Below are 16,682 nucleotides of genomic sequence, written 5' to 3'. Positions count from 1 at the left end.
TCGGGATTGTTATCGAGCCGACCTGTTACTGGGTCGGCTTTTTTATTGCCCTGAGTTTTTGCAAGGCAAAAAAAACCGCCGAGGTCGCAAGAAGTCGGCGGTTTGCTTCAGGACAGTTACTGAGGCATGTCGACCGGGGCGCTCGAGACCATCGGGGCTGATGCACTTGGCACTGCGATTTCCACCGGCAGGCCATCTTCGGCAGCTACCACGTCACGCACCACGTCCCAGTTCATGCGCAAGTTGCTGGTGATGTCCTCACGCTTGAGCATCGCATTGATGACCGCGGTGTGCTTGTCCACCACGGACGGGTTGCCCTTGTCATCCAGGGGCGTATGGGCTTCCAGGTAAACCTTGCCGCCACTGAGGCCCAACTTGTACGGATCGTTGATGATTCGTACCGAAGTGCCCACCGGCACCATGCCGGCCATCTCCAGGACGTTGTTGTTGAACATACGGAAACAGCCGTGGCTGGTACGCATGCCAATGCCAAACTTCTTGTTCGATCCATGGATCAGGTAGCCCGGCGTACCCAGGGTGAACTTGAACGGGCCCAATGGATTGTCAGGACCGGCCGGCACGACATTCGGCAGCGGGTCGCCATCAGCGGCGTGTTCGGCCTTGATCGAGGCCGGAGGCGTCCAGGTCGGGTTAGGCGTCTTGGCGATGATACTGGTGCGCGCAATGGGCGAACCCCAACCTTCGCGGCCAATCCCCAGCGGGAACGTATAGACCACGTTCCGACCCTTGGGGAAATAGTAGAGGCGATATTCGGCGAGATTGATCACGATGCCTTCGCGCGGGCCCGGAGGAAGAATGAAACGGGTCGGCAGGACAATCTCGGTGCCAGCCCCCGGCAACCACGGATCGACCCCGGGGTTGGCCGCCACCATCTCGGTATAGCCCAAGTCATAGGTGGTGCCCAGGTCAGCGAAGGTATCTTCGTATTTGGCCTTGATGACCTGCACCTGGCCGACGATGTCTTCGCCCGGTGGGGGCAGGGGCAACTCCAACGCAGCAACGGGACCAGCCATACACAGGGCGGCAAGAGACAGGCAGCGGGCGACGGCAGGCAAGCGCGGCAACATCCGGGAAATCCTTCGCAGATCGAACAAGGGGTATCGAAACGGCGATTGTACACTGCCCCCCGTTATTTCGGGGAGAGCGGCACCGGAGTGTCCGATGCGCAGCATGCCGGGGGATCAACTGAAACCCTGTGGGAGCGAGCTTGCTCGCGATTGGCGGTGGGCCTGCCTGCACTGTATGGGACTGTGCCGGCCCTATCGCGAGCAAGCTCGCTCCCACAAAAGCGATACTCTGGGCCAGAAGGATCACAACTCGAACCGCAACTCCGGCCAGATTGGCGAGGTGCCGCGTTTCTGCGACTCCAGGATCGCCCGGCACAAGGAACACAGGCGGTGATCCTGGAAAATCCTGCGATCGACCCCGGACCAACGTGGCTGGGCCGGCAACAGGCTGCCACACAGGGTCCGGTCGGCCGATCCGCCCAGTTCCAACTGCCGGGTCACCAGGTGCACCCGTACTTCCTGGCAGGCGAACAGATCCAGCTGCTCGTCAGGCTCGATCAGTTGGTAGGCAAACAGGGACCAGGCGGGACGCGGCATCGGGGGCTCCAAATCGGGGGCGCCACATTAGCCGAAACACCGCCTGTAGAAAAGCGTCAAAGCAGCGGTTTCAGCGTCGGCCAGACATTTTCCAGCAACTTGCCCTGAGCCGCGACGGACGGGTGCAACCCGTCGCCTTGCATCATCCCTGGGACACCTCCCACATCCTTGAGAAAAAACGGCACCAGCGGCACCTTCTTCTCCTCGGCCAAGGTGGTGTAGACCTTCGCGAAAGCCTCGGTGTAGCGCCGCCCATAGTTGGGCGGCAACTGCATGCCCAGTAAGATCACCTTCGCACCGCTGGCGCGAGAGCTCTCGATCATCGCTGCAAGGTTTTGTTGCAATTGTGTTGGCGGCTGTCCGCGCAGCCCATCGTTGCCTCCCAACTCCAGAACCACCACCTCCGGCTTATGGGCCGCAAGCAGCGTCGGCAGGCGCGCCAGGCCACCTGCACTGGTGTCGCCACTGATCGAGGCATTGACCACTTTATCGTCGAAACCCTCGGCCTTGAGCCGTTGTTCAAGCAACGACACCCAGCCTTGCCGGGTATCCAGGCCGAAAGCCGCGCTGATACTATCGCCAACGATCAGGACTGTACCCGCCGCTGCGTTCTGGACCATGCACATCAAGGCCAGGCCGGCACTCAAAAACCACACACGCATCGGATTCTCCATGGGCTCAAGCATTCTCACCGCGACGGACCTTAGCAAAGTGGTTCCCAGCGCGGAAGGTGAACTGACCATCCTGCACGAACTCAGCCTGGAACTGAACAAGGGCGACAGCCTGGCCATCGTCGGCGCGTCCGGTTCCGGCAAGTCGACGCTGCTCGGCCTGCTGGCCGGGCTCGACCTGCCCAGCAAGGGCGAAGTGACCCTCGCCGGCCAAGCCCTCAGCGCATTGGACGAGGATCAGCGGGCGCGGGTTCGCGCCGAACATGTCGGCTTCGTCTTCCAGTCTTTCCAGCTGCTCGACAGCCTCAACGCGCTGGAGAACGTCATGCTGCCGCTGGAACTGGACGGCCGCAAGGACGCCCGGGAGCGCGCCACGCAACTGCTGCAACGGGTCGGGCTCGGCCAGCGGTTGACTCACTCGCCACGCCAGCTCTCCGGCGGCGAACAACAGCGCGTTGCGATCGCCCGCGCCTTTGCCGCCGAACCCGACGTTCTGTTTGCCGACGAGCCTACCGGCAACCTCGACAGCCACACTGGCGAACGCATCAGCGATCTGCTGTTCGAGCTGAACAAGGAACGCGGTACGACCCTGGTGCTGGTCACCCACGACGAACGCCTGGCCCATCGCTGCCGGCGCCTGATCCGACTTGAAGCCGGCCAGATGGTCGCGCCCCTGGAGCCTTGATGGCACGCTTGCCCCTGCTGCGCCTGTTCAGTCTTGCCATTCGCCAGTTGCTGCGCGACGCCCGCGCCGGCGAGCTGCGCGTGCTGTTCTTCGCCTTGCTGGTGGCCGTGGCGGCAAGCACCGCCATCGGCTACTTCGGCGCCCGGCTCAACGGCGCGATGATGATGCGCGCCACCGAGTTCCTCGGCGCCGACCTGCTGCTCGAAGGCAGCTCCCCCGCCCGCCCGGAACAGATTCGCAGCGGCACCGAACTGGGTCTGGAACATGCCCGCGTGGTGGAGTTTTCCAGTGTCGTTGCCACCGACAACGGTATCCAGCTGTCCAGCGTCAAGGCAGCCGATGACATCTACCCCTTGCGCGGCGAACTGAAAAGCGCCCCCGCGCCCCTTGCACAGGAGGAAACGGGCGGACGTCCAGCCCCGGGTGAGGCCTGGGTGGAGGCGCGGCTGCTGACCGCCCTGGACCTGAAGATCGGTGACAGCATCGATGTCGGCAACAAGACCCTTCGCCTGAGCCGGGTGCTGACCTACGAACCGGATCGCGCCGGCAACTTCTACAGCCTTACACCGCGAGTCATGATCAATCTCAAGGATCTGGACGCCACAGGCGTGGTGCAACCGGGCAGCCGCGTCAGCTATCGCGACCTGTGGCGAGGCCCGGCCCCGGCACTGCAAACCTACCGCGACCTGGTCAAGCCAGGCCTGGAACCCAACCAGCGTCTGCAGGATGCCCGCGATGGCAACCGGCAGATCGGAGGCGCCCTGGGCAAGGCCGAGCGCTACCTGAACATGGCCAGCCTGGTGGCGGTGCTGCTGTCCGGCGTGGCCGTCGCCCTCTCCGCCAACCGCTTCGCCACCCGGCGCTTCGACGCCAGCGCGCTGTTGCGTTGTCTCGGCCTGTCGCGCCGGGAAGCCATGGTGCTGTTCAGCCTGCAATTGACAGTGCTGGGCCTGCTGGCCAGTATCAGCGGCGCCCTCCTTGGCTGGATCGCCCAACTGGGCCTGTTCGCCTTGCTGCATGACCTGTTGCCGACCACCGTGCCGCCAGGCGGCCTGTTGCCGGCGATCGCGGGGATCGGCACCGGGCTGGTGGCGCTGGCGGGGTTCGCCTTGCCGCCGTTGGCCGCACTGGGCCGGGTCCCGCCGCTGCGCGTACTGCGCCGGGACATGCTGCCGATCCCCTCCAGTACCTGGGTGGTCTACGGCGCCGCATTGGGTGCCCTTGGGCTGATCATGTGGCGCCTGAGCCTGGACCTGGTGCTCACGTTTGCCCTGCTCGGTGGCGGCGTGATTGCCGCGCTGGTCCTTGGTGGCCTGCTGCTGCTGGCATTGCAGAGCCTGCGTCGGATGCTGGCCCGCGCCTCGCTGCCCTGGCGCCTGGGGCTCGGCCAGTTGCTGCGCCACCCGCTGGCCGCGGCGGGCCAGGCCTTGGCATTCGGCCTGATTCTGTTGTCCATGGCATTGATTGCGTTGCTGCGCGGCGAGTTGTTGGATACCTGGCAAAACCAGCTGCCCAAGAACGCTCCGAACTATTTCGCCCTGAACATCCTGCCCAACGACAAACAGGCGTTCGCCGACAAGCTGATGGAACTGTCCGCGCAGTCGGCCCCGCTGTATCCCGTGGTACCGGGGCGGCTCATCAGCATCAACGGCGAGCCGGCCAAGGAATTCGTGACCAAAGACTCGGCGGGCGACCGCGCGCTGCAGCGCGACCTGAGCCTGACCTGGGCCGCGGATCTGCCTGCGGGCAACGTGGTGACCGCCGGAAACTGGTGGCCTCAACAGCCACCGGACGATATTCCAGGAGTGTCGGTGGAAGGCAAGGTGGCCGAAAACCTCAAGATCAAGCTGGGCGACCGTCTGGTGTTCAATGTCGGGGGTCTCAACCGGGAGGCGAAGGTCACCAGCCTGCGGGAAATCAATTGGGACAATTTCCAGCCAAACTTCTTCATGATTTTCCAGCCCGGCACCTTGAAGGATCTTCCGGCCACCTACCTCACCAGCTTCTATCTGGCAGCCGGTCACGACCAGCAGATTGTCGACCTGTCACGGGCGTTCCCCGCCGTGACGATCCTGCAGGTGGAAGCCCTGCTCGAACAACTGCGCAGCATCCTCGCCCAGGTGACGCTGGCCGTGGAATATGTGCTGCTGTTCGTGCTCGCGGCGGGGATGGCCGTGCTGTTCTCAGGCTTGCAAGCCACGCTCGATGAAAGGATTCGCCAAGGCGCATTGCTACGCGCCCTCGGTGCCGAGCGGCCACTGCTGACCAAGGCCCGGCGCATCGAGTTCGGTTTGCTGGGCGCGGTCAGCGGCTTGCTGGCCGCCCTGGGCTCGGAGTTGGTGAGCCTGGTGCTTTACCGGTACGCATTCGACCTGCCATGGCATCCGCATCCATGGCTGCTGGTGCTGCCATTGGTGGGCGCTTTGCTGATCGGTGCAGCGGGCGTATTTGGTACCCGCCGAGCGCTCAACGCCAGCCCGCTGACAGTGTTGCGCGAGGGTTGATAGACTTCCGGCTTCGCTATCACAAGAAGTTGCCATGAGTCGCTATCGCCCTCCCCGCACCGCCGGCACTGCGCTGATCACCCCCGAAGGTGAGGCGCGGATGCGCGCTGAACTCCACGAACTCTGGCACGTGCGCCGCCCCCAGGTGACCCAATCGGTCAGCGAGGCGGCGGCCCAGGGCGATCGTTCGGAAAACGCCGAATACACTTACGGCAAGAAGATGCTGCGGGAAATCGACAGTCGCGTGCGCTTCCTCACCAAGCGCCTCGAAGCGCTCAAGGTCGTCAGTGAAAAGCCCAGCGACCCCAACAAGGTTTATTTCGGCGCCTGGGTCACCGTGGAAGATGAAGAAGGCAACGAGTCCCGCTATCGCATCGTCGGGCCCGATGAGCTGGATTTGAAACAGAACCTGATCAGCATCGACTCGCCGCTGGCCCGGGCATTGATCGGCAAGGCCCTGGATGCCGAAGCCCGAGTCCAAACGCCTGCCGGCGAGCAACTTATATATATAACCCACATCGAATACCTGTAAAAACCAAAGAAAAGTAATCCACGGACATATCGCGGCACAACGACAAGCAACTTGTTATTTGACATCAACAGGTTCATCCAGGAAATTGAAAGTGCGCCGAGAGCGCACTTTTTTATTACCTTTACATATTCAAGGATGAATAACATGGACCCAAACTTCAGTGACCGATGGATGAACCACACACCGCAAATTTATAAACTTCGCATTGATGAACTAATTCTCCCCGGCACCCATGATTCAGGCTCTGACAGAGAAGCGCCGAAGATGCAGTTTCCGTTTGAAATCACCCAAGACGTTCCAATCCGCGATCAGATCAACCGTGGGTTTCGCGTACTCGACCTGCGCGTTGAGCTGTTCGCCGACCAGCCTGTCGGGCACCCGCGTCGCTTCCAGCTTTATCACCTGACCTCGTCGGGCCGTACCGTGGCCGGTGATGTCCTTGACGTGCTCAACGCGTTTTATGCGAACCCAGCCCGAGGGAAGGAAATCATCGTTTTGAACTTTCATCAGTTCAAGAATTTTACCGATGCGGCACATAACGAACTTCACGACCTGATTGACCAGACGATCGGACATCGACTGATCCACTACGCTCAGAGCTATATGACGCTTCAGGAACTATGGCAACGCATGCCAGGAAAGAATATCGTCATTTCCTATAACAGGCGTGGCGGGGATGGTTACTGGCCCGGGGTCGAGCACCAATGGTCCGGCGAGGACTATATAAGCACTACAACGCTGAAAAAATTCATGGACGATGCCAGTTCACAGCCTAAAAGGCCCTACGCGCTTCGCTCCATCCAATGCGCGAAATATACAGGCTTCTTCGTCCCGGATGATTTCAGCGACAAAGTTGACGAATGGTTCGCGTCCCAAGACATCAATAGCTATATCCAACGCTTTCACATCATCAATACCGACTGGTCGACGCGAAGCAGCATTGTGCTCAACTGCATGCACGCCAACCAGTTCCGGGGCCTGGCCAAAGGGGACCTTAACGGCGGGTGATCAGTCCCTGCCTGGCCACACGGGTCAGCTGCCGGATCGTTTCGGCAGCGTCCGCCCGGGTGGGGGACTGGATCACGGCGAGGTCGAAGCTGTCATTGGCAAAACGCGCCAGAGACTCGCCGTCTTCGACAAATTGGATCAGGAAGGCAGCAGGCCCATGGTTGCGTCGCGGCCAGCCGTCCAGATAACGCAGCAGCGTTGGCTGGTGGGTACCGCCCAGGAGAATTTTCGGATTGCGTTGGAGAAGGTTCGCCGTGATTGGCGCAAGACGTACGAGGGGGCTGGATGCGTTCATTGTGTCGTGTCTCTGCCTCAAAAGTCTGCATGGCAGGTGAGAGGCAACACCGAACCAGCGCTTTAGCGGTATTTCGAAGCCCTGTTGTCCTGGCTTCTATCGGTGACCGGAAGTCACCTGGCGCCCCGCAAGTAGCTGTTTAAATCGGCGCATGAGCGGCATCCTAGAGAAGCTGACCGGCCAGTGTCAAGAATCGACGAGCACAAAAAAGGCCCGTACTGGACGGGCCTCGACGACTCAAGCAAGGGGTCAGCGGGCGATGGCGTTGTCGGCGGAAAGCTTGCCAGCACCTTCAATCAGCACGGCGATGCTACCCGCCAGCAGGGCCAGGCCAAACTCGTAGCCATTGTTGGCCATGAACAGGCCATTGCCGATATGCACCGAGAAAATCGCCACCAGCGACAGAATCGCCAGACCCAGCGCCGCAGGGCGCGCCAGAAGGCCGATGATCAGCGCCAGGCCGGCAAAGAACTCGGTACCGCCCGCCAACGTCGCCATCAAGTAACCGGGAGCCAGGCCGATGCTTTCCATCCACTGCGCCGTCCCCGCCAAACCATAACCGCCAAACAGACCGAACAGCTTTTGCCCACCGTGGGCAGTGAAGATGATACCGACGACGATGCGCAGGACAGTCAGGCCGTAGCCAGCACGGGAGAACAGTACTTTGTTGATGAGAGTGCTCATGGATCATTCCTTGGTGATGTGTGGTTGGACGCCATATTAATCGAATAACCTTATCTAACTAGCGCAAAAAGTCCGCCATAACGATCAGGTTATTTGATTATTTTCGCAGGGCCATCTTTCGTTCCTGGGACTCCAGCGACTCTCGCTCCCGGTCAAACGCCAGATAGTATTTGTTCACACTATTAACGTAGCTGACTGCGCCCATCCCCACCTGCTCCATTGCGATGCGCTCCACCTGGAAAAACCACTGGTTCGGGTTCAATCCCCGTCGCCGGGCCTCGGCGCGCATCCCTTGCACCCGCTCGGGTCCCATGTTGTAGGCCGCCAGGACGAACGCCATGCGCTCTCGCTCGTTGAGTTTGGGGCTGGCGAAAAACTTGCGGCGGATCATGGCCAGGTACTTGGCGCCAGCCTGCACATTGCCATCGAGGTTGCGGATGTCATTGACCCCGACCCGCTGGGCCGCGGACGGAGTGATCTGCATCAGGCCCGTCGGGCCGCTGCCGCTGCGCGCGTTGGGTTGCAGGGCCGACTCCTTGAAGGCCAGAGCCGCCAGGTTGAGCCAGTCCATGCCTTGAGCCTGGGCGTGCTTTTGCAGCACCGGCCGCAATTGCTCCAGGCGCTGGCGATTGGCCCGGGCCAACGGATAATGAACCTGGTACAAGCGACGGTAGATCCGCAGGAACGCAGCGTCTTCGTTTGACGGTGCCTTGTAGGTGACGAGGAATCGATCGATGCTCGCCCGCAGCATCGCGGCGTCACGACGGACGAACCAGAACTCATCGCTCGGCTCGCCGATGAGCAATTGGCGGTCGAAGCGCAGCTTGGGCAAGATCTTGCCCCAACGTTCGGCAATCGGCTGTTCGACAATGGTCAGGTGGAAGATCCCGCCCTGGACCATTTCCAGCACATCCTCCACCGCCAGGGTGGGATCGACCCATTCGATTTTCACCGCCGGCAACTTGAGCAACGCAAGCTTCTGATTGATCTGGCTGACGGCATCCCCCGCCGCGCTGCCAGTGGGCAGGGCCAGGGTCTTGCCAGACAATTGTTCGACGCGGGTATATCGCTTCTCCCCCTTGATGCCCACCAGCAGCCACGGCACGTCGCTGCGGATCGGATCACTGGCGCTGACCGCCTGGCCCGGTTGCGGCTCAAGCAGCTCGCCGGGAGCGACCAGGTCGCCTTCGCCACGCTGCAGGGCGCCAAGCAGCTGATCCTTGGCCTTGGGAATGATCTTGAGGATAATTTCCTGGCCGTCCCGGGCATGTCCGTTGAGGTATTGCTCGAACGCCCGCAACCGGTGATATTCGACGCCAATGGGCTGTCCCTGGACTTCGCCGGAACTGTTGCGGCTCTGATTGACCAGGACTTTCAGCACCCGGCTGTCCCGGATCTGCGCCAGGTCCCGGACGGTTCCCGGCGCCACGGCTTGCAGCGGTCCGGGCAGCCGCGCTTCGGCCGGCATCGGCAAAAACAGCGAACAACACAGCACAAGCAATACCTGGGGACGTGCCATCCACTCTCCGGAAGGACAGTGCCGAGCCATCCCAGGGAACGGGACCGACTGGCAAAACAGAGCACCTTGGGGCGCTGAAAAGTGCGAAAGACTGGCACAGCGATGGCATTCGCACCACCCCAACCGGTCTCGTGGCCTCAACAGACAGCCGCAACTCGTTGTAGTTCTTGGCTTTTTTTATAAATCTACAGCTCTGATATGCTTTGCGGCCTTTGGGCCGAGGTAGCACCATGCAACTCATCGATATCGGCGTCAACCTGACCAACCCCAGTTTTGCCGACAAACACCAGGCCGTGCTCGAGCGCGCTTATGAAGCGGGCGTCTGCCAACTGGTCTTGACCGGTACCAGCATCGAAGGCAGCGAGCAGGCCCTTGAACTCTGCCAGCACCTCGACGAAGAGGGGCAACGGCTGTTTTCCACTGCCGGCATCCATCCCCACAGCGCCAGCGACTGGACGACCGACAGCGCCCGACACCTGAAGGATCTGCTCAAGCAAGACCGCGTCCGCGCGGTGGGGGAATGCGGATTGGATTTCAACCGGGACTTCTCGCCCCGCCCACAGCAGGAAAAGGTCCTGGAAGAACACCTGGCCCTTGCGGTGGAGTTGCAATTACCGGTGTTTCTCCACGAGCGCGACGCCGACCAGCGTCTGCTGGAAATTCTACAAGGCTTTCGTGACCGATTGCCCGCCGCGGTGGTGCATTGTTTTACGGGCGAGAAAAAAGCGCTGTTCCGCTACCTCGATCTGGATCTGCACATCGGAATCACCGGGTGGATCTGCGATGAGCGCCGGGGCACCCACCTGCATCCATTGATGCGGGAAATCCCACGCGGTCGGCTCATGCTCGAAAGCGACGCCCCGTATTTACTGCCACGCACCCTGCGGCCCAAGCCCAAGAATGGTCGCAACGAGCCGGCGTATTTGACGGACGTCCTTCGCGAAGTTGCCCTGCACCGCGGTGAAACCCAGGAAGACCTGGCAGCCCACACCACCGCCTGCGCCCGGGCGTTTTTTGGGTTGCCGAACCGTTCCGAATGAGCCGAAAGGCCCTGTGGGAGCGAGCAAGCTCGCTCCCACCAAGGCTCTTGGTCAAGGGCTTTTTAGCATCTGTTGACGCACATCAAAACCCCGCCCCCTGGATAGCAGCAGAATACTGGCACCTTGCCGAAACTGTTTCCGCTATCAGAGAAGACCTACCATGGGTGCCTGGCTTAGCAATATCTCGCTTAAATACAAATTCTGGGCGGTCAATGCGGTCGCGTTCGCCACAACCTTGCTGTTGGTGCTCTATGCCATGCACCTGGAACAGCAGGTCCGAGGGGTGAGCCTGGGTCTGGTCTTTGCCGAACGCTTCAGCCAATACGCCGTGGCGGTGATGGTGTTGATGCTGGCAATGCTGGGTGCCTCGCAACTGTTGATCCGCTTCCTGCTCGTTCAGCTCGACACGTTGAAAGACGTGATGCTGCACGTGGAAAAAACCGGTGACCTTTCTGCCCGCGTGCCCCTGGCCTGCCGCGACGAGGTGGGCCAGATGGCCGCCGCGTTCAACGCGATGCAGGCGGGTTACCAACGGGTGGTCGACACCGTCGCCAGCACCGCGCGGCAGCTGGACAACGGGGCCGCTCGGCTGGCGTCGAGCATGAACGAGGTGCGCCACGGCATGCTCGGCCAACAGAGCGAGACCGACCAGGCCGCCACGGCGATCAACGAGATGTCCGCGACGGTTTATCACATCGCCCAGCATGCTGGCGCCACCCGTGATCTGTCGAAAACCACCGACACCCTCGCCGGCAACGGCCGCGAGGTGGTCAGCCGTGTCCAGCAATCGATTAACGGCCTGTCCACCGGCGTGCAGCAAACCGCCGAGATGATCCAGCGCCTGGCCGAAGACAGCCAGAAAATCAACGGCGTGGTCGGTGTGATCCACAGCATCGCCGAGCAAACCAACCTACTGGCCCTGAACGCCGCCATCGAAGCGGCGCGGGCCGGTGACATGGGGCGAGGCTTTGCGGTGGTGGCCGATGAGGTCCGCAACCTCGCCCGGCGGGTCCAAACCTCTACGGACGAGATCACCACGATGGTGTCGGCGCTGCAGGCGGTCACCCGGGATGCGGTGGAGTTCATGCAGGAAAGTTCGCACAAGGCCGATGACTGCGTACAGCAGGCTTGCGTAGCCGGCGAGGCGTTGGCGCAGATCACCGAGGCGGTGGCGCAGATGCGCGAGAGCAATACCCAGATCGCCGTCGCGGCCGAGCAGCAAAGCCATGTCGCCGAAGAGATGAACAGAGCGGTGCTGGGTATTCGCGACGTAACCGAAGACACCGTGCGCCAGACGGTGGACTCCGCCGCCACCAGTGCTGAACTGGCGACGCTGGCGGGGCAACTGAACAAGGCGATTGGGCAGTTGAAGCTTTGAACCCCTCGTCCAGAAGGCTTATGGCTATCGCCACCTATCGCCACGATAGCCAACCGCGATTCGCCGCCCCGCCCGGCCCGACCTATCCTTCGTTTATTCGGTTTAAACGGACTCAAGGAACAGCATCATGGGCAAACGTCACCCCAACCTTCCGGCCTGGCAATGGCGCGCCTACCCTGACAATCATCGCCACCCGACCAACCTGGTCCTGCACCTGATCGCGGTGCCGTTGTTCATCGTCGCGTTTTTGCTGATTGTCTGCGGCGTGTTCAGCCTGAGCCTGGGGGATGTCGCCATCGGTGTGATCGGCTTGCTTGCCGCACTCGGGCTGCAACGCCATGGCCATAGCCTGGAGACACAAGCGCCGGAGCCTTTCAGTGATCGCAAGGACGCGATGTCGCGCCTGCTGGTGGAACAATTCCTGACCTTCCCACGATTTTTTCTAAGCGGTGGATGGTGGCGCGCCTGGCGGGAGCGCCACCGCCGCTGAATCGCCGAAACGTCTCAGCCGAAAATGGTCACTGTCTGCCGGCTCATGGCGATCAGCCGCCCATCGGCACTCCAGAATTTCGCCGCGACATGGCCATAGCCATCCTGGGCGTGTTCGATCTCAGCCAAATACTGGCACCAATCCAACGTCGTGAGTTCCAGCAACGGCTGGACAAACTCGATCGTCCAGGTCAGCGTACTGCCCGGGGCCATCTGGGTGAGGTGTGGTAACAGCGCCGGTGGCCAGGCATCCACCAGCGCCAGGATATGCCCTTCGTCCAGGGGTTGTTCTTTCACATCGCCGCGCAAACGTACCCAACCGCCCATGCTGCGGGATTTATTGCCGGTGAATGGCAGCCCGCCCACGCTCCAGCGCATCGCCAAGTGGCGCATGAACTCAGGAGTAGCGCCCTTGATGTAGGGCAACTCCTGGCATTGCTCGACATCCTTGAATTCAGGCGCGGGGTCAGCCTGCACCGACACGGTTGAAGATCGCGACGCGCCAAAGCTGCCTTGCACCACGGTCACCACTTCACCGTTCTGTACCGCACGCCCCAAGACCTGGCTGACCGCCTTGCCTTCACGCAACACCTGCACTTGAAAACTGACGGGGACGTCGGGCGCGACGGGGCCGACAAAGGTGATCGCCAACGAACGCACCGGGCGATCCGCCGGGACCTGGGCCCTCATCGCCTCGTATTGCAGCGCCGCCACCAGCCCGCCAAAACTGGCCCGTCCCTGGCCCCATTCAGGAGGGATCACAACGGCGCCTGGCTGATGGCGCACGGCATCGATCAAATCGGAGAAGCGCATGTCGACCTCGAGAGCAGCGGAAAAAGATGAAGGAATCTTAACCAGCGCGGGCAAGCGACACAGCGCTCATTCCGGCCAAAGAGACTGACAGAAAAGCCGTGGGGCTTGAATCCACCCCGGATGGTCACAGGGGTTTGGGGTAGCCTCAGGATCTATCGAAACAACTGGCGATGAGTTTATCCAGCACGCGGTCGGCCTTGACCTCGGCCTTTTCCATGGTGATTCGCCAGACCGGCACACAGGCTTGCAAATCGGCTTCATGCTCGGCCCGCGCCAGCCATTGCCAGCAATCATGCCAATCCCCCAGGGCACCTTGGGCAGCCTTCAGCCGTGGCATGGCCGTTTCCGGCAAGCGATCGAGTTCAGGATAGGCCTCGATGGCGTAGCGCACGCGCTTGATCAACAGGCGCAACCGGTGACGGTCATGGGAGGGGTCGCGCAAGGCTTCGCCGAGTTTTTTCCATTGCTTGTCGAGGCGTTTTTCGATGCGCTTGCGCAGCCCGGCAAGCAGGCCCTGGCGCTGGGCAGCGCGGATGAAGCGTGGGAACGCGTCGAGAATCATCAGCAGCTGCGCCAATTCCGGGCTGCTGGCCACGGCGGGATAGGCTTCGGCCATTTGCACCTGGCGCCGCTGCGCCGCGTCGGTCTTGCCGTGCTTTTGCAGATAAGCCGCCAGCACCTCGCGGTCGCGCAAGGGCGTAGTCAGGGTTCCTACTGCCGACGCGGCCGTTTCCAGCTGTTCGACACCGGGCAATCCACGCAACGGACGAAGCAGGCTGCGCAACCGACGGACCGTGGTTCGCAGGTCATGCAGAGCTTCGCTGTCGGTTTGGGCATTCAAGCGGGCCTGGCAGGCCAACAGGCGGACTTCCAGGCCCAGTATCCGGGCCACCAGCCGATCAATCATCGGGCGTACTCCGTACGCAGCTTCGAGTTTCGAGCTACAGGCCGCAAGGGAAAACAGTTTCGCTTCCACTTACAGCTTGCAGCTTGTAGCTCGCCGCTGTGTTTATCGTCCTGCGCGGGATTCGCGAATGTAGAAGCGGGCCTTCTCGGCTTTTTGAGTGCAGCCTTCGAAGGCTTCGAATTGCTGCTGGGTCTTGGCGCCGGTCAGCAGCGACAGGGCCTTGGAGTAGCTGACCGTACCGGCAAAACCTTCGGCCTTGGCCAGGTCCAGTTCGCGCCAGGCGCTGTCGAGTTGGCTGCCACAACTGTCGCGGTACGCGGTCTTGCCGGCACAACCGGCCAGGGCCAGAACCATCAGGGATGCCACCAGGGGCAGGCAGATCCGGGCTTTCATCGATAACACCTCAAGTCAGGTCAACAGTCGTGCTGGTAAGACGGTTTCGCCGGGAAAAAGTGCCTCGGCGCCACCGCTATATTCAAGTGTGGACGAGAATACGCAAATGCCGTCGCGGCGTGTCAAAAAACGACGCCTGCGCCACAACGATTTGAGCCGGGCCGTCGATGAGTGCATTGTTGACGTCTGTTCGATAAGAGGCCGGCTCATGACAAAACGTGTCGCATTGGTATTGGGCTCGGGCGGCGCCCGGGGCTATGCCCATATCGGAGTGATCGAGGAAATCGAACGGCGCGGCTACGACATTGCCTGCATCGCCGGCTGCTCCATGGGCGCCGTCGTGGGCGGAATCTACGCCGCCGGCAAGCTCGAGGATTACCGCAACTGGATCGAAAGCCTCGATTATCTGGATGTGCTGAGGCTGGTGGACGTCAGCTTTCGTCTCGGGGCGATTCGCGGAGAAAAAGTCTTCGGGCAAATCCGCAAAATTGTCGGCGAGCTCAACATCGAAGACCTGCGCATTCCTTATACGGCTGTCGCCACCGACCTGACCAACCAGCAGGAAATCTGGTTCCAGGAAGGTTGCCTGCACCAGGCGATGCGCGCCTCGGCGGCCATTCCCAGCCTGTTCACCCCAGTGATGCAAGGCAACCGCATGCTGGTGGACGGCGGGCTGCTCAACCCGCTGCCGATCGTGCCAGTGGTGTCGAGCCATTGCGACCTGATCATCGCGGTCAACCTCAACGCCACCAACCAGAAGCAATATCGGCTGCCAGTGATCCAGCGCCCCGCCGCGTTCCGGCGTCGCTTCGATACCCTGGTCAGCTCCCTGGGCTCACGGCTGCCATTTCGCCGCAAACAGGCCGAGCAGCTGTTGCTGCTGGAGCAGGAAGCGCTGAAGGCCGAGGCCGCCGATATCAACCCGTGGATCGAATCCGCCGAGCCGGAAGGCCAGCAACCGGCCGCCGCGCCAGAGAGCGACGGTGCGCCAAGATCCGCCACCGGCTCGTTCATCATCGATAACGTCGGGCCCGCGTCCTTGCTGGATTTGATCAACCAGAGTTTCGAGGTGATGCAGACCTCCCTGGCCCAGTACAAGATCGCCGGTTACCCGCCGGACGTGCTGATCAACGTGCCGAAACGGGTGTGCCGGTTCTTCGAGTTCTACAAGGCGCCGGAACTGATCGCGTTGGGGCGGGAGATCGCCCGGGATACGTTGGATCGGTATGAGAGTGAGCAGAATTGAAGGATCGCAGAGCTCCCGTGGCGAGGGAGCTTGCTCCCGCTGGGCAGCGAAGCGGCCCCGAAAACTTCAGATATGATTTTTGCCTGACACACCCCATGCTCAGGTTTTTAGGGCTGCTTCGCAGCCCAGCGGGAGCAAGCTCCCTCGCCACGACAGCGCTTGGCCTTAGATCTCAACGGTGATCAAGCCCACCCTCCAACAACCGATACCCCACCCCGGCTTCAGTCACGATAAACCGAGGCCGGGTCGGGTCGTCGGCCAGTTTCTGGCGCAGGTGACCGACCACGATGCGCAGGTAGTGGCTGTCCTCAACGTGGGTCGGGCCCCAGATGTCCTTGAGCAGTTGTTGCTGGGTGATGACCCGCCCCGGATGTCGCGCCAGTTGCGCCAGCACCGCGTACTCCTTGCGGGTGAGGGCCACTTCGGCGCCGTTCAGCAGGACCCGGCGATACGCCAGGTCCACCGTCAGCGGGCCGAACGTCAGCGCCGCCGGCGGTGCCTCGCCTGGCGGCGCCTGGCGCAGCAACGCACGCACGCGGGCAAGGAATTCCTGGATGCCAAAAGGCTTGGTCACGTAGTCATTGGCGCCGTTGTCCAGCGCCTCGACTTTCTGCGCCTCGCTGGCCCGCACCGAGAGGACCAGCACCGGCACCGCCGACCACTGGCGAAACTCTCGCAACACTTGCTGGCCGTCCATGTCCGGCAGGCCCAGGTCGAGCACCAACAGGTCGGGTTTGTTCAACGCCGCCTGGGCCAGGCCCTCGGCTCCCGTCTCGGCTTCGAGCACCTTGTAGCCTTGCGAGGCCAGGCTGATGCGCAGGAATTTGCGGATCTGCGGTTCGTCATCGATGACCAAAAGGGTCGCGCTCTGGCTCATGGGGTCCATTCATCCA

The 16,682-nt window shown here is 61.7% G+C and carries 18 protein-coding genes; 8 read left to right on the top strand and 10 right to left on the bottom strand.

What is annotated here, in order from left to right; translation table 11 throughout:
• Positions 1–116 precede the first annotated feature (116 nt).
• From J3P81_RS08285 to J3P81_RS08275, 3 genes are all read right to left on the bottom strand, one after another.
• Positions 117–1,088, bottom strand: coding sequence for a L,D-transpeptidase family protein (locus tag J3P81_RS08285; RefSeq protein WP_434563123.1), 972 nt, complete (start codon positions 1,086–1,088; stop codon positions 117–119).
• A gap of 243 nt (positions 1,089–1,331) precedes the next feature.
• On the bottom strand, positions 1,332–1,625 hold the full coding sequence (locus J3P81_RS08280) for a hypothetical protein (RefSeq protein WP_041020059.1): 294 nt from the start codon (positions 1,623–1,625) through the stop codon (positions 1,332–1,334).
• A gap of 56 nt (positions 1,626–1,681) precedes the next feature.
• On the bottom strand, positions 1,682–2,287 hold the full coding sequence (locus J3P81_RS08275; RefSeq protein ID WP_434563121.1) for an arylesterase: 606 nt from the start codon (positions 2,285–2,287) through the stop codon (positions 1,682–1,684).
• Positions 2,288–2,297: 10 nt separating this feature from the next.
• Between J3P81_RS08275 and J3P81_RS08270 the strand changes: the two genes are divergently transcribed.
• The 4 genes from J3P81_RS08270 to J3P81_RS08255 all read left to right on the top strand — a co-directional run bounded on the left by J3P81_RS08270 (position 2,298) and on the right by J3P81_RS08255 (position 7,025).
• Complete coding sequence (locus J3P81_RS08270; protein ID WP_039588896.1) at positions 2,298–2,981, top strand: ABC transporter ATP-binding protein; 684 nt, start codon at positions 2,298–2,300, stop codon at positions 2,979–2,981.
• Positions 2,981–5,485 carry an ABC transporter permease gene (locus J3P81_RS08265; RefSeq protein WP_420764812.1) on the top strand — a complete coding sequence of 835 codons (2,505 nt, stop codon included), beginning with the start codon at positions 2,981–2,983 and terminating at the stop codon, positions 5,483–5,485. Before J3P81_RS08270 ends, J3P81_RS08265 begins: the two co-directional genes overlap by 1 nt.
• Positions 5,486–5,519: 34 nt before the next feature.
• The gene (gene greB, locus J3P81_RS08260; RefSeq protein ID WP_420764813.1) at positions 5,520–6,017 is read left to right on the top strand and encodes a transcription elongation factor GreB; all 498 of its coding nucleotides are present in this window, start codon (positions 5,520–5,522) and stop codon (positions 6,015–6,017) included.
• Positions 6,018–6,161: 144 nt separating this feature from the next.
• Positions 6,162–7,025, top strand: a complete 864-nt coding sequence (locus J3P81_RS08255) for a hypothetical protein (RefSeq protein WP_434563118.1) — start codon at positions 6,162–6,164, stop codon at positions 7,023–7,025.
• On the opposite strand, the gene J3P81_RS08250 is transcribed toward J3P81_RS08255, so the two are convergent.
• From J3P81_RS08250 to J3P81_RS08240, 3 genes are all read right to left on the bottom strand, one after another.
• Entirely contained in the window at positions 7,012–7,320 is a 309-nt protein-coding gene (locus J3P81_RS08250) for a class I SAM-dependent methyltransferase (protein ID WP_420764815.1), read from the bottom strand. The two genes, J3P81_RS08255 and J3P81_RS08250, sit on opposite strands and share 14 nt — an antisense overlap.
• Positions 7,321–7,569: 249 nt before the next feature.
• Positions 7,570–8,004 carry a DoxX family protein gene (locus J3P81_RS08245; RefSeq protein ID WP_434563116.1) on the bottom strand — a complete coding sequence of 145 codons (435 nt, stop codon included), beginning with the start codon at positions 8,002–8,004 and terminating at the stop codon, positions 7,570–7,572.
• Positions 8,005–8,101: 97 nt separating this feature from the next.
• A complete protein-coding gene (locus J3P81_RS08240) occupies positions 8,102–9,523 on the bottom strand; it encodes a transglycosylase SLT domain-containing protein (RefSeq protein ID WP_434563114.1) in 1,422 nt (473 codons plus the stop codon).
• A gap of 230 nt (positions 9,524–9,753) precedes the next feature.
• Here J3P81_RS08240 and J3P81_RS08235 point away from each other — a divergent pair, with 230 nt between their 5' ends.
• The 3 genes from J3P81_RS08235 to J3P81_RS08225 all read left to right on the top strand — a co-directional run bounded on the left by J3P81_RS08235 (position 9,754) and on the right by J3P81_RS08225 (position 12,431).
• Positions 9,754–10,563, top strand: coding sequence for a TatD family hydrolase (locus J3P81_RS08235; protein ID WP_434563112.1), 810 nt, complete (start codon positions 9,754–9,756; stop codon positions 10,561–10,563).
• A 160-nt stretch (positions 10,564–10,723) separates the two neighbouring features.
• Entirely contained in the window at positions 10,724–11,941 is a 1,218-nt protein-coding gene (locus tag J3P81_RS08230; RefSeq protein WP_434563110.1) for a methyl-accepting chemotaxis protein, read from the top strand.
• Positions 11,942–12,068: 127 nt separating this feature from the next.
• Positions 12,069–12,431, top strand: a complete 363-nt coding sequence (locus J3P81_RS08225; RefSeq protein WP_420764820.1) for an Mpo1-like protein — start codon at positions 12,069–12,071, stop codon at positions 12,429–12,431.
• A gap of 14 nt (positions 12,432–12,445) precedes the next feature.
• Here J3P81_RS08225 and J3P81_RS08220 read toward each other — a convergent pair whose 3' ends face one another.
• The 3 genes from J3P81_RS08220 to J3P81_RS08210 form a co-directional block, all read right to left on the bottom strand.
• Positions 12,446–13,243, bottom strand: coding sequence for an acyl-CoA thioesterase (locus tag J3P81_RS08220; protein ID WP_420764821.1), 798 nt, complete (start codon positions 13,241–13,243; stop codon positions 12,446–12,448).
• A 145-nt stretch (positions 13,244–13,388) separates the two neighbouring features.
• On the bottom strand, positions 13,389–14,150 hold the full coding sequence (locus tag J3P81_RS08215) for a CHAD domain-containing protein (RefSeq protein WP_434563107.1): 762 nt from the start codon (positions 14,148–14,150) through the stop codon (positions 13,389–13,391).
• 102 nt (positions 14,151–14,252) lie between these two features.
• Positions 14,253–14,543 (bottom strand): hypothetical protein, encoded by a 291-nt coding sequence (locus tag J3P81_RS08210; RefSeq protein ID WP_420764823.1) that lies wholly within the window; start codon positions 14,541–14,543, stop codon positions 14,253–14,255.
• Positions 14,544–14,751: 208 nt separating this feature from the next.
• Between J3P81_RS08210 and J3P81_RS08205 the strand changes: the two genes are divergently transcribed.
• Positions 14,752–15,789 (top strand): patatin-like phospholipase family protein, encoded by a 1,038-nt coding sequence (locus J3P81_RS08205; protein WP_420764824.1) that lies wholly within the window; start codon positions 14,752–14,754, stop codon positions 15,787–15,789.
• Positions 15,790–15,961: 172 nt separating this feature from the next.
• On the opposite strand, the gene J3P81_RS08200 is transcribed toward J3P81_RS08205, so the two are convergent.
• Positions 15,962–16,666, bottom strand: a complete 705-nt coding sequence (locus J3P81_RS08200) for a response regulator (protein WP_420764825.1) — start codon at positions 16,664–16,666, stop codon at positions 15,962–15,964.
• Between the last annotated feature and the right edge of the window lie 16 nt (positions 16,667–16,682).

It is taken from the genome of Pseudomonas sp. R1-6, assembly GCF_051132115.1.
Lineage (GTDB): Bacteria > Pseudomonadota > Gammaproteobacteria > Pseudomonadales > Pseudomonadaceae > Aquipseudomonas.
This window is presented reverse-complemented; position numbering and strand designations above follow the sequence as displayed.

Excerpts from the sequence above, each read along its gene's own strand:
- J3P81_RS08285 (WP_434563123.1), bottom strand. The coding sequence starts at position 1,088 with ATGTTGCCGCGCTTGCCTGCCGTCGCCCGCTGCCTGTCTCTTGCCGCC.
- J3P81_RS08280 (WP_041020059.1), bottom strand. The coding sequence starts at position 1,625 with ATGCCGCGTCCCGCCTGGTCCCTGTTTGCCTACCAACTGATCGAGCCT.
- J3P81_RS08275 (WP_434563121.1), bottom strand. The coding sequence starts at position 2,287 with ATGCGTGTGTGGTTTTTGAGTGCCGGCCTGGCCTTGATGTGCATGGTC.
- J3P81_RS08270 (WP_039588896.1), top strand. The coding sequence starts at position 2,298 with ATGGGCTCAAGCATTCTCACCGCGACGGACCTTAGCAAAGTGGTTCCC.
- J3P81_RS08265 (WP_420764812.1), top strand. The coding sequence starts at position 2,981 with ATGGCACGCTTGCCCCTGCTGCGCCTGTTCAGTCTTGCCATTCGCCAG.
- greB (WP_420764813.1), top strand. The coding sequence starts at position 5,520 with ATGAGTCGCTATCGCCCTCCCCGCACCGCCGGCACTGCGCTGATCACC.
- J3P81_RS08255 (WP_434563118.1), top strand. The coding sequence starts at position 6,162 with ATGGACCCAAACTTCAGTGACCGATGGATGAACCACACACCGCAAATT.
- J3P81_RS08250 (WP_420764815.1), bottom strand. The coding sequence starts at position 7,320 with ATGAACGCATCCAGCCCCCTCGTACGTCTTGCGCCAATCACGGCGAAC.
- J3P81_RS08245 (WP_434563116.1), bottom strand. The coding sequence starts at position 8,004 with ATGAGCACTCTCATCAACAAAGTACTGTTCTCCCGTGCTGGCTACGGC.
- J3P81_RS08240 (WP_434563114.1), bottom strand. The coding sequence starts at position 9,523 with ATGGCACGTCCCCAGGTATTGCTTGTGCTGTGTTGTTCGCTGTTTTTG.
- J3P81_RS08235 (WP_434563112.1), top strand. The coding sequence starts at position 9,754 with ATGCAACTCATCGATATCGGCGTCAACCTGACCAACCCCAGTTTTGCC.
- J3P81_RS08230 (WP_434563110.1), top strand. The coding sequence starts at position 10,724 with ATGGGTGCCTGGCTTAGCAATATCTCGCTTAAATACAAATTCTGGGCG.
- J3P81_RS08225 (WP_420764820.1), top strand. The coding sequence starts at position 12,069 with ATGGGCAAACGTCACCCCAACCTTCCGGCCTGGCAATGGCGCGCCTAC.
- J3P81_RS08220 (WP_420764821.1), bottom strand. The coding sequence starts at position 13,243 with ATGCGCTTCTCCGATTTGATCGATGCCGTGCGCCATCAGCCAGGCGCC.
- J3P81_RS08215 (WP_434563107.1), bottom strand. The coding sequence starts at position 14,150 with ATGATTGATCGGCTGGTGGCCCGGATACTGGGCCTGGAAGTCCGCCTG.
- J3P81_RS08210 (WP_420764823.1), bottom strand. The coding sequence starts at position 14,543 with ATGAAAGCCCGGATCTGCCTGCCCCTGGTGGCATCCCTGATGGTTCTG.
- J3P81_RS08205 (WP_420764824.1), top strand. The coding sequence starts at position 14,752 with ATGACAAAACGTGTCGCATTGGTATTGGGCTCGGGCGGCGCCCGGGGC.
- J3P81_RS08200 (WP_420764825.1), bottom strand. The coding sequence starts at position 16,666 with ATGAGCCAGAGCGCGACCCTTTTGGTCATCGATGACGAACCGCAGATC.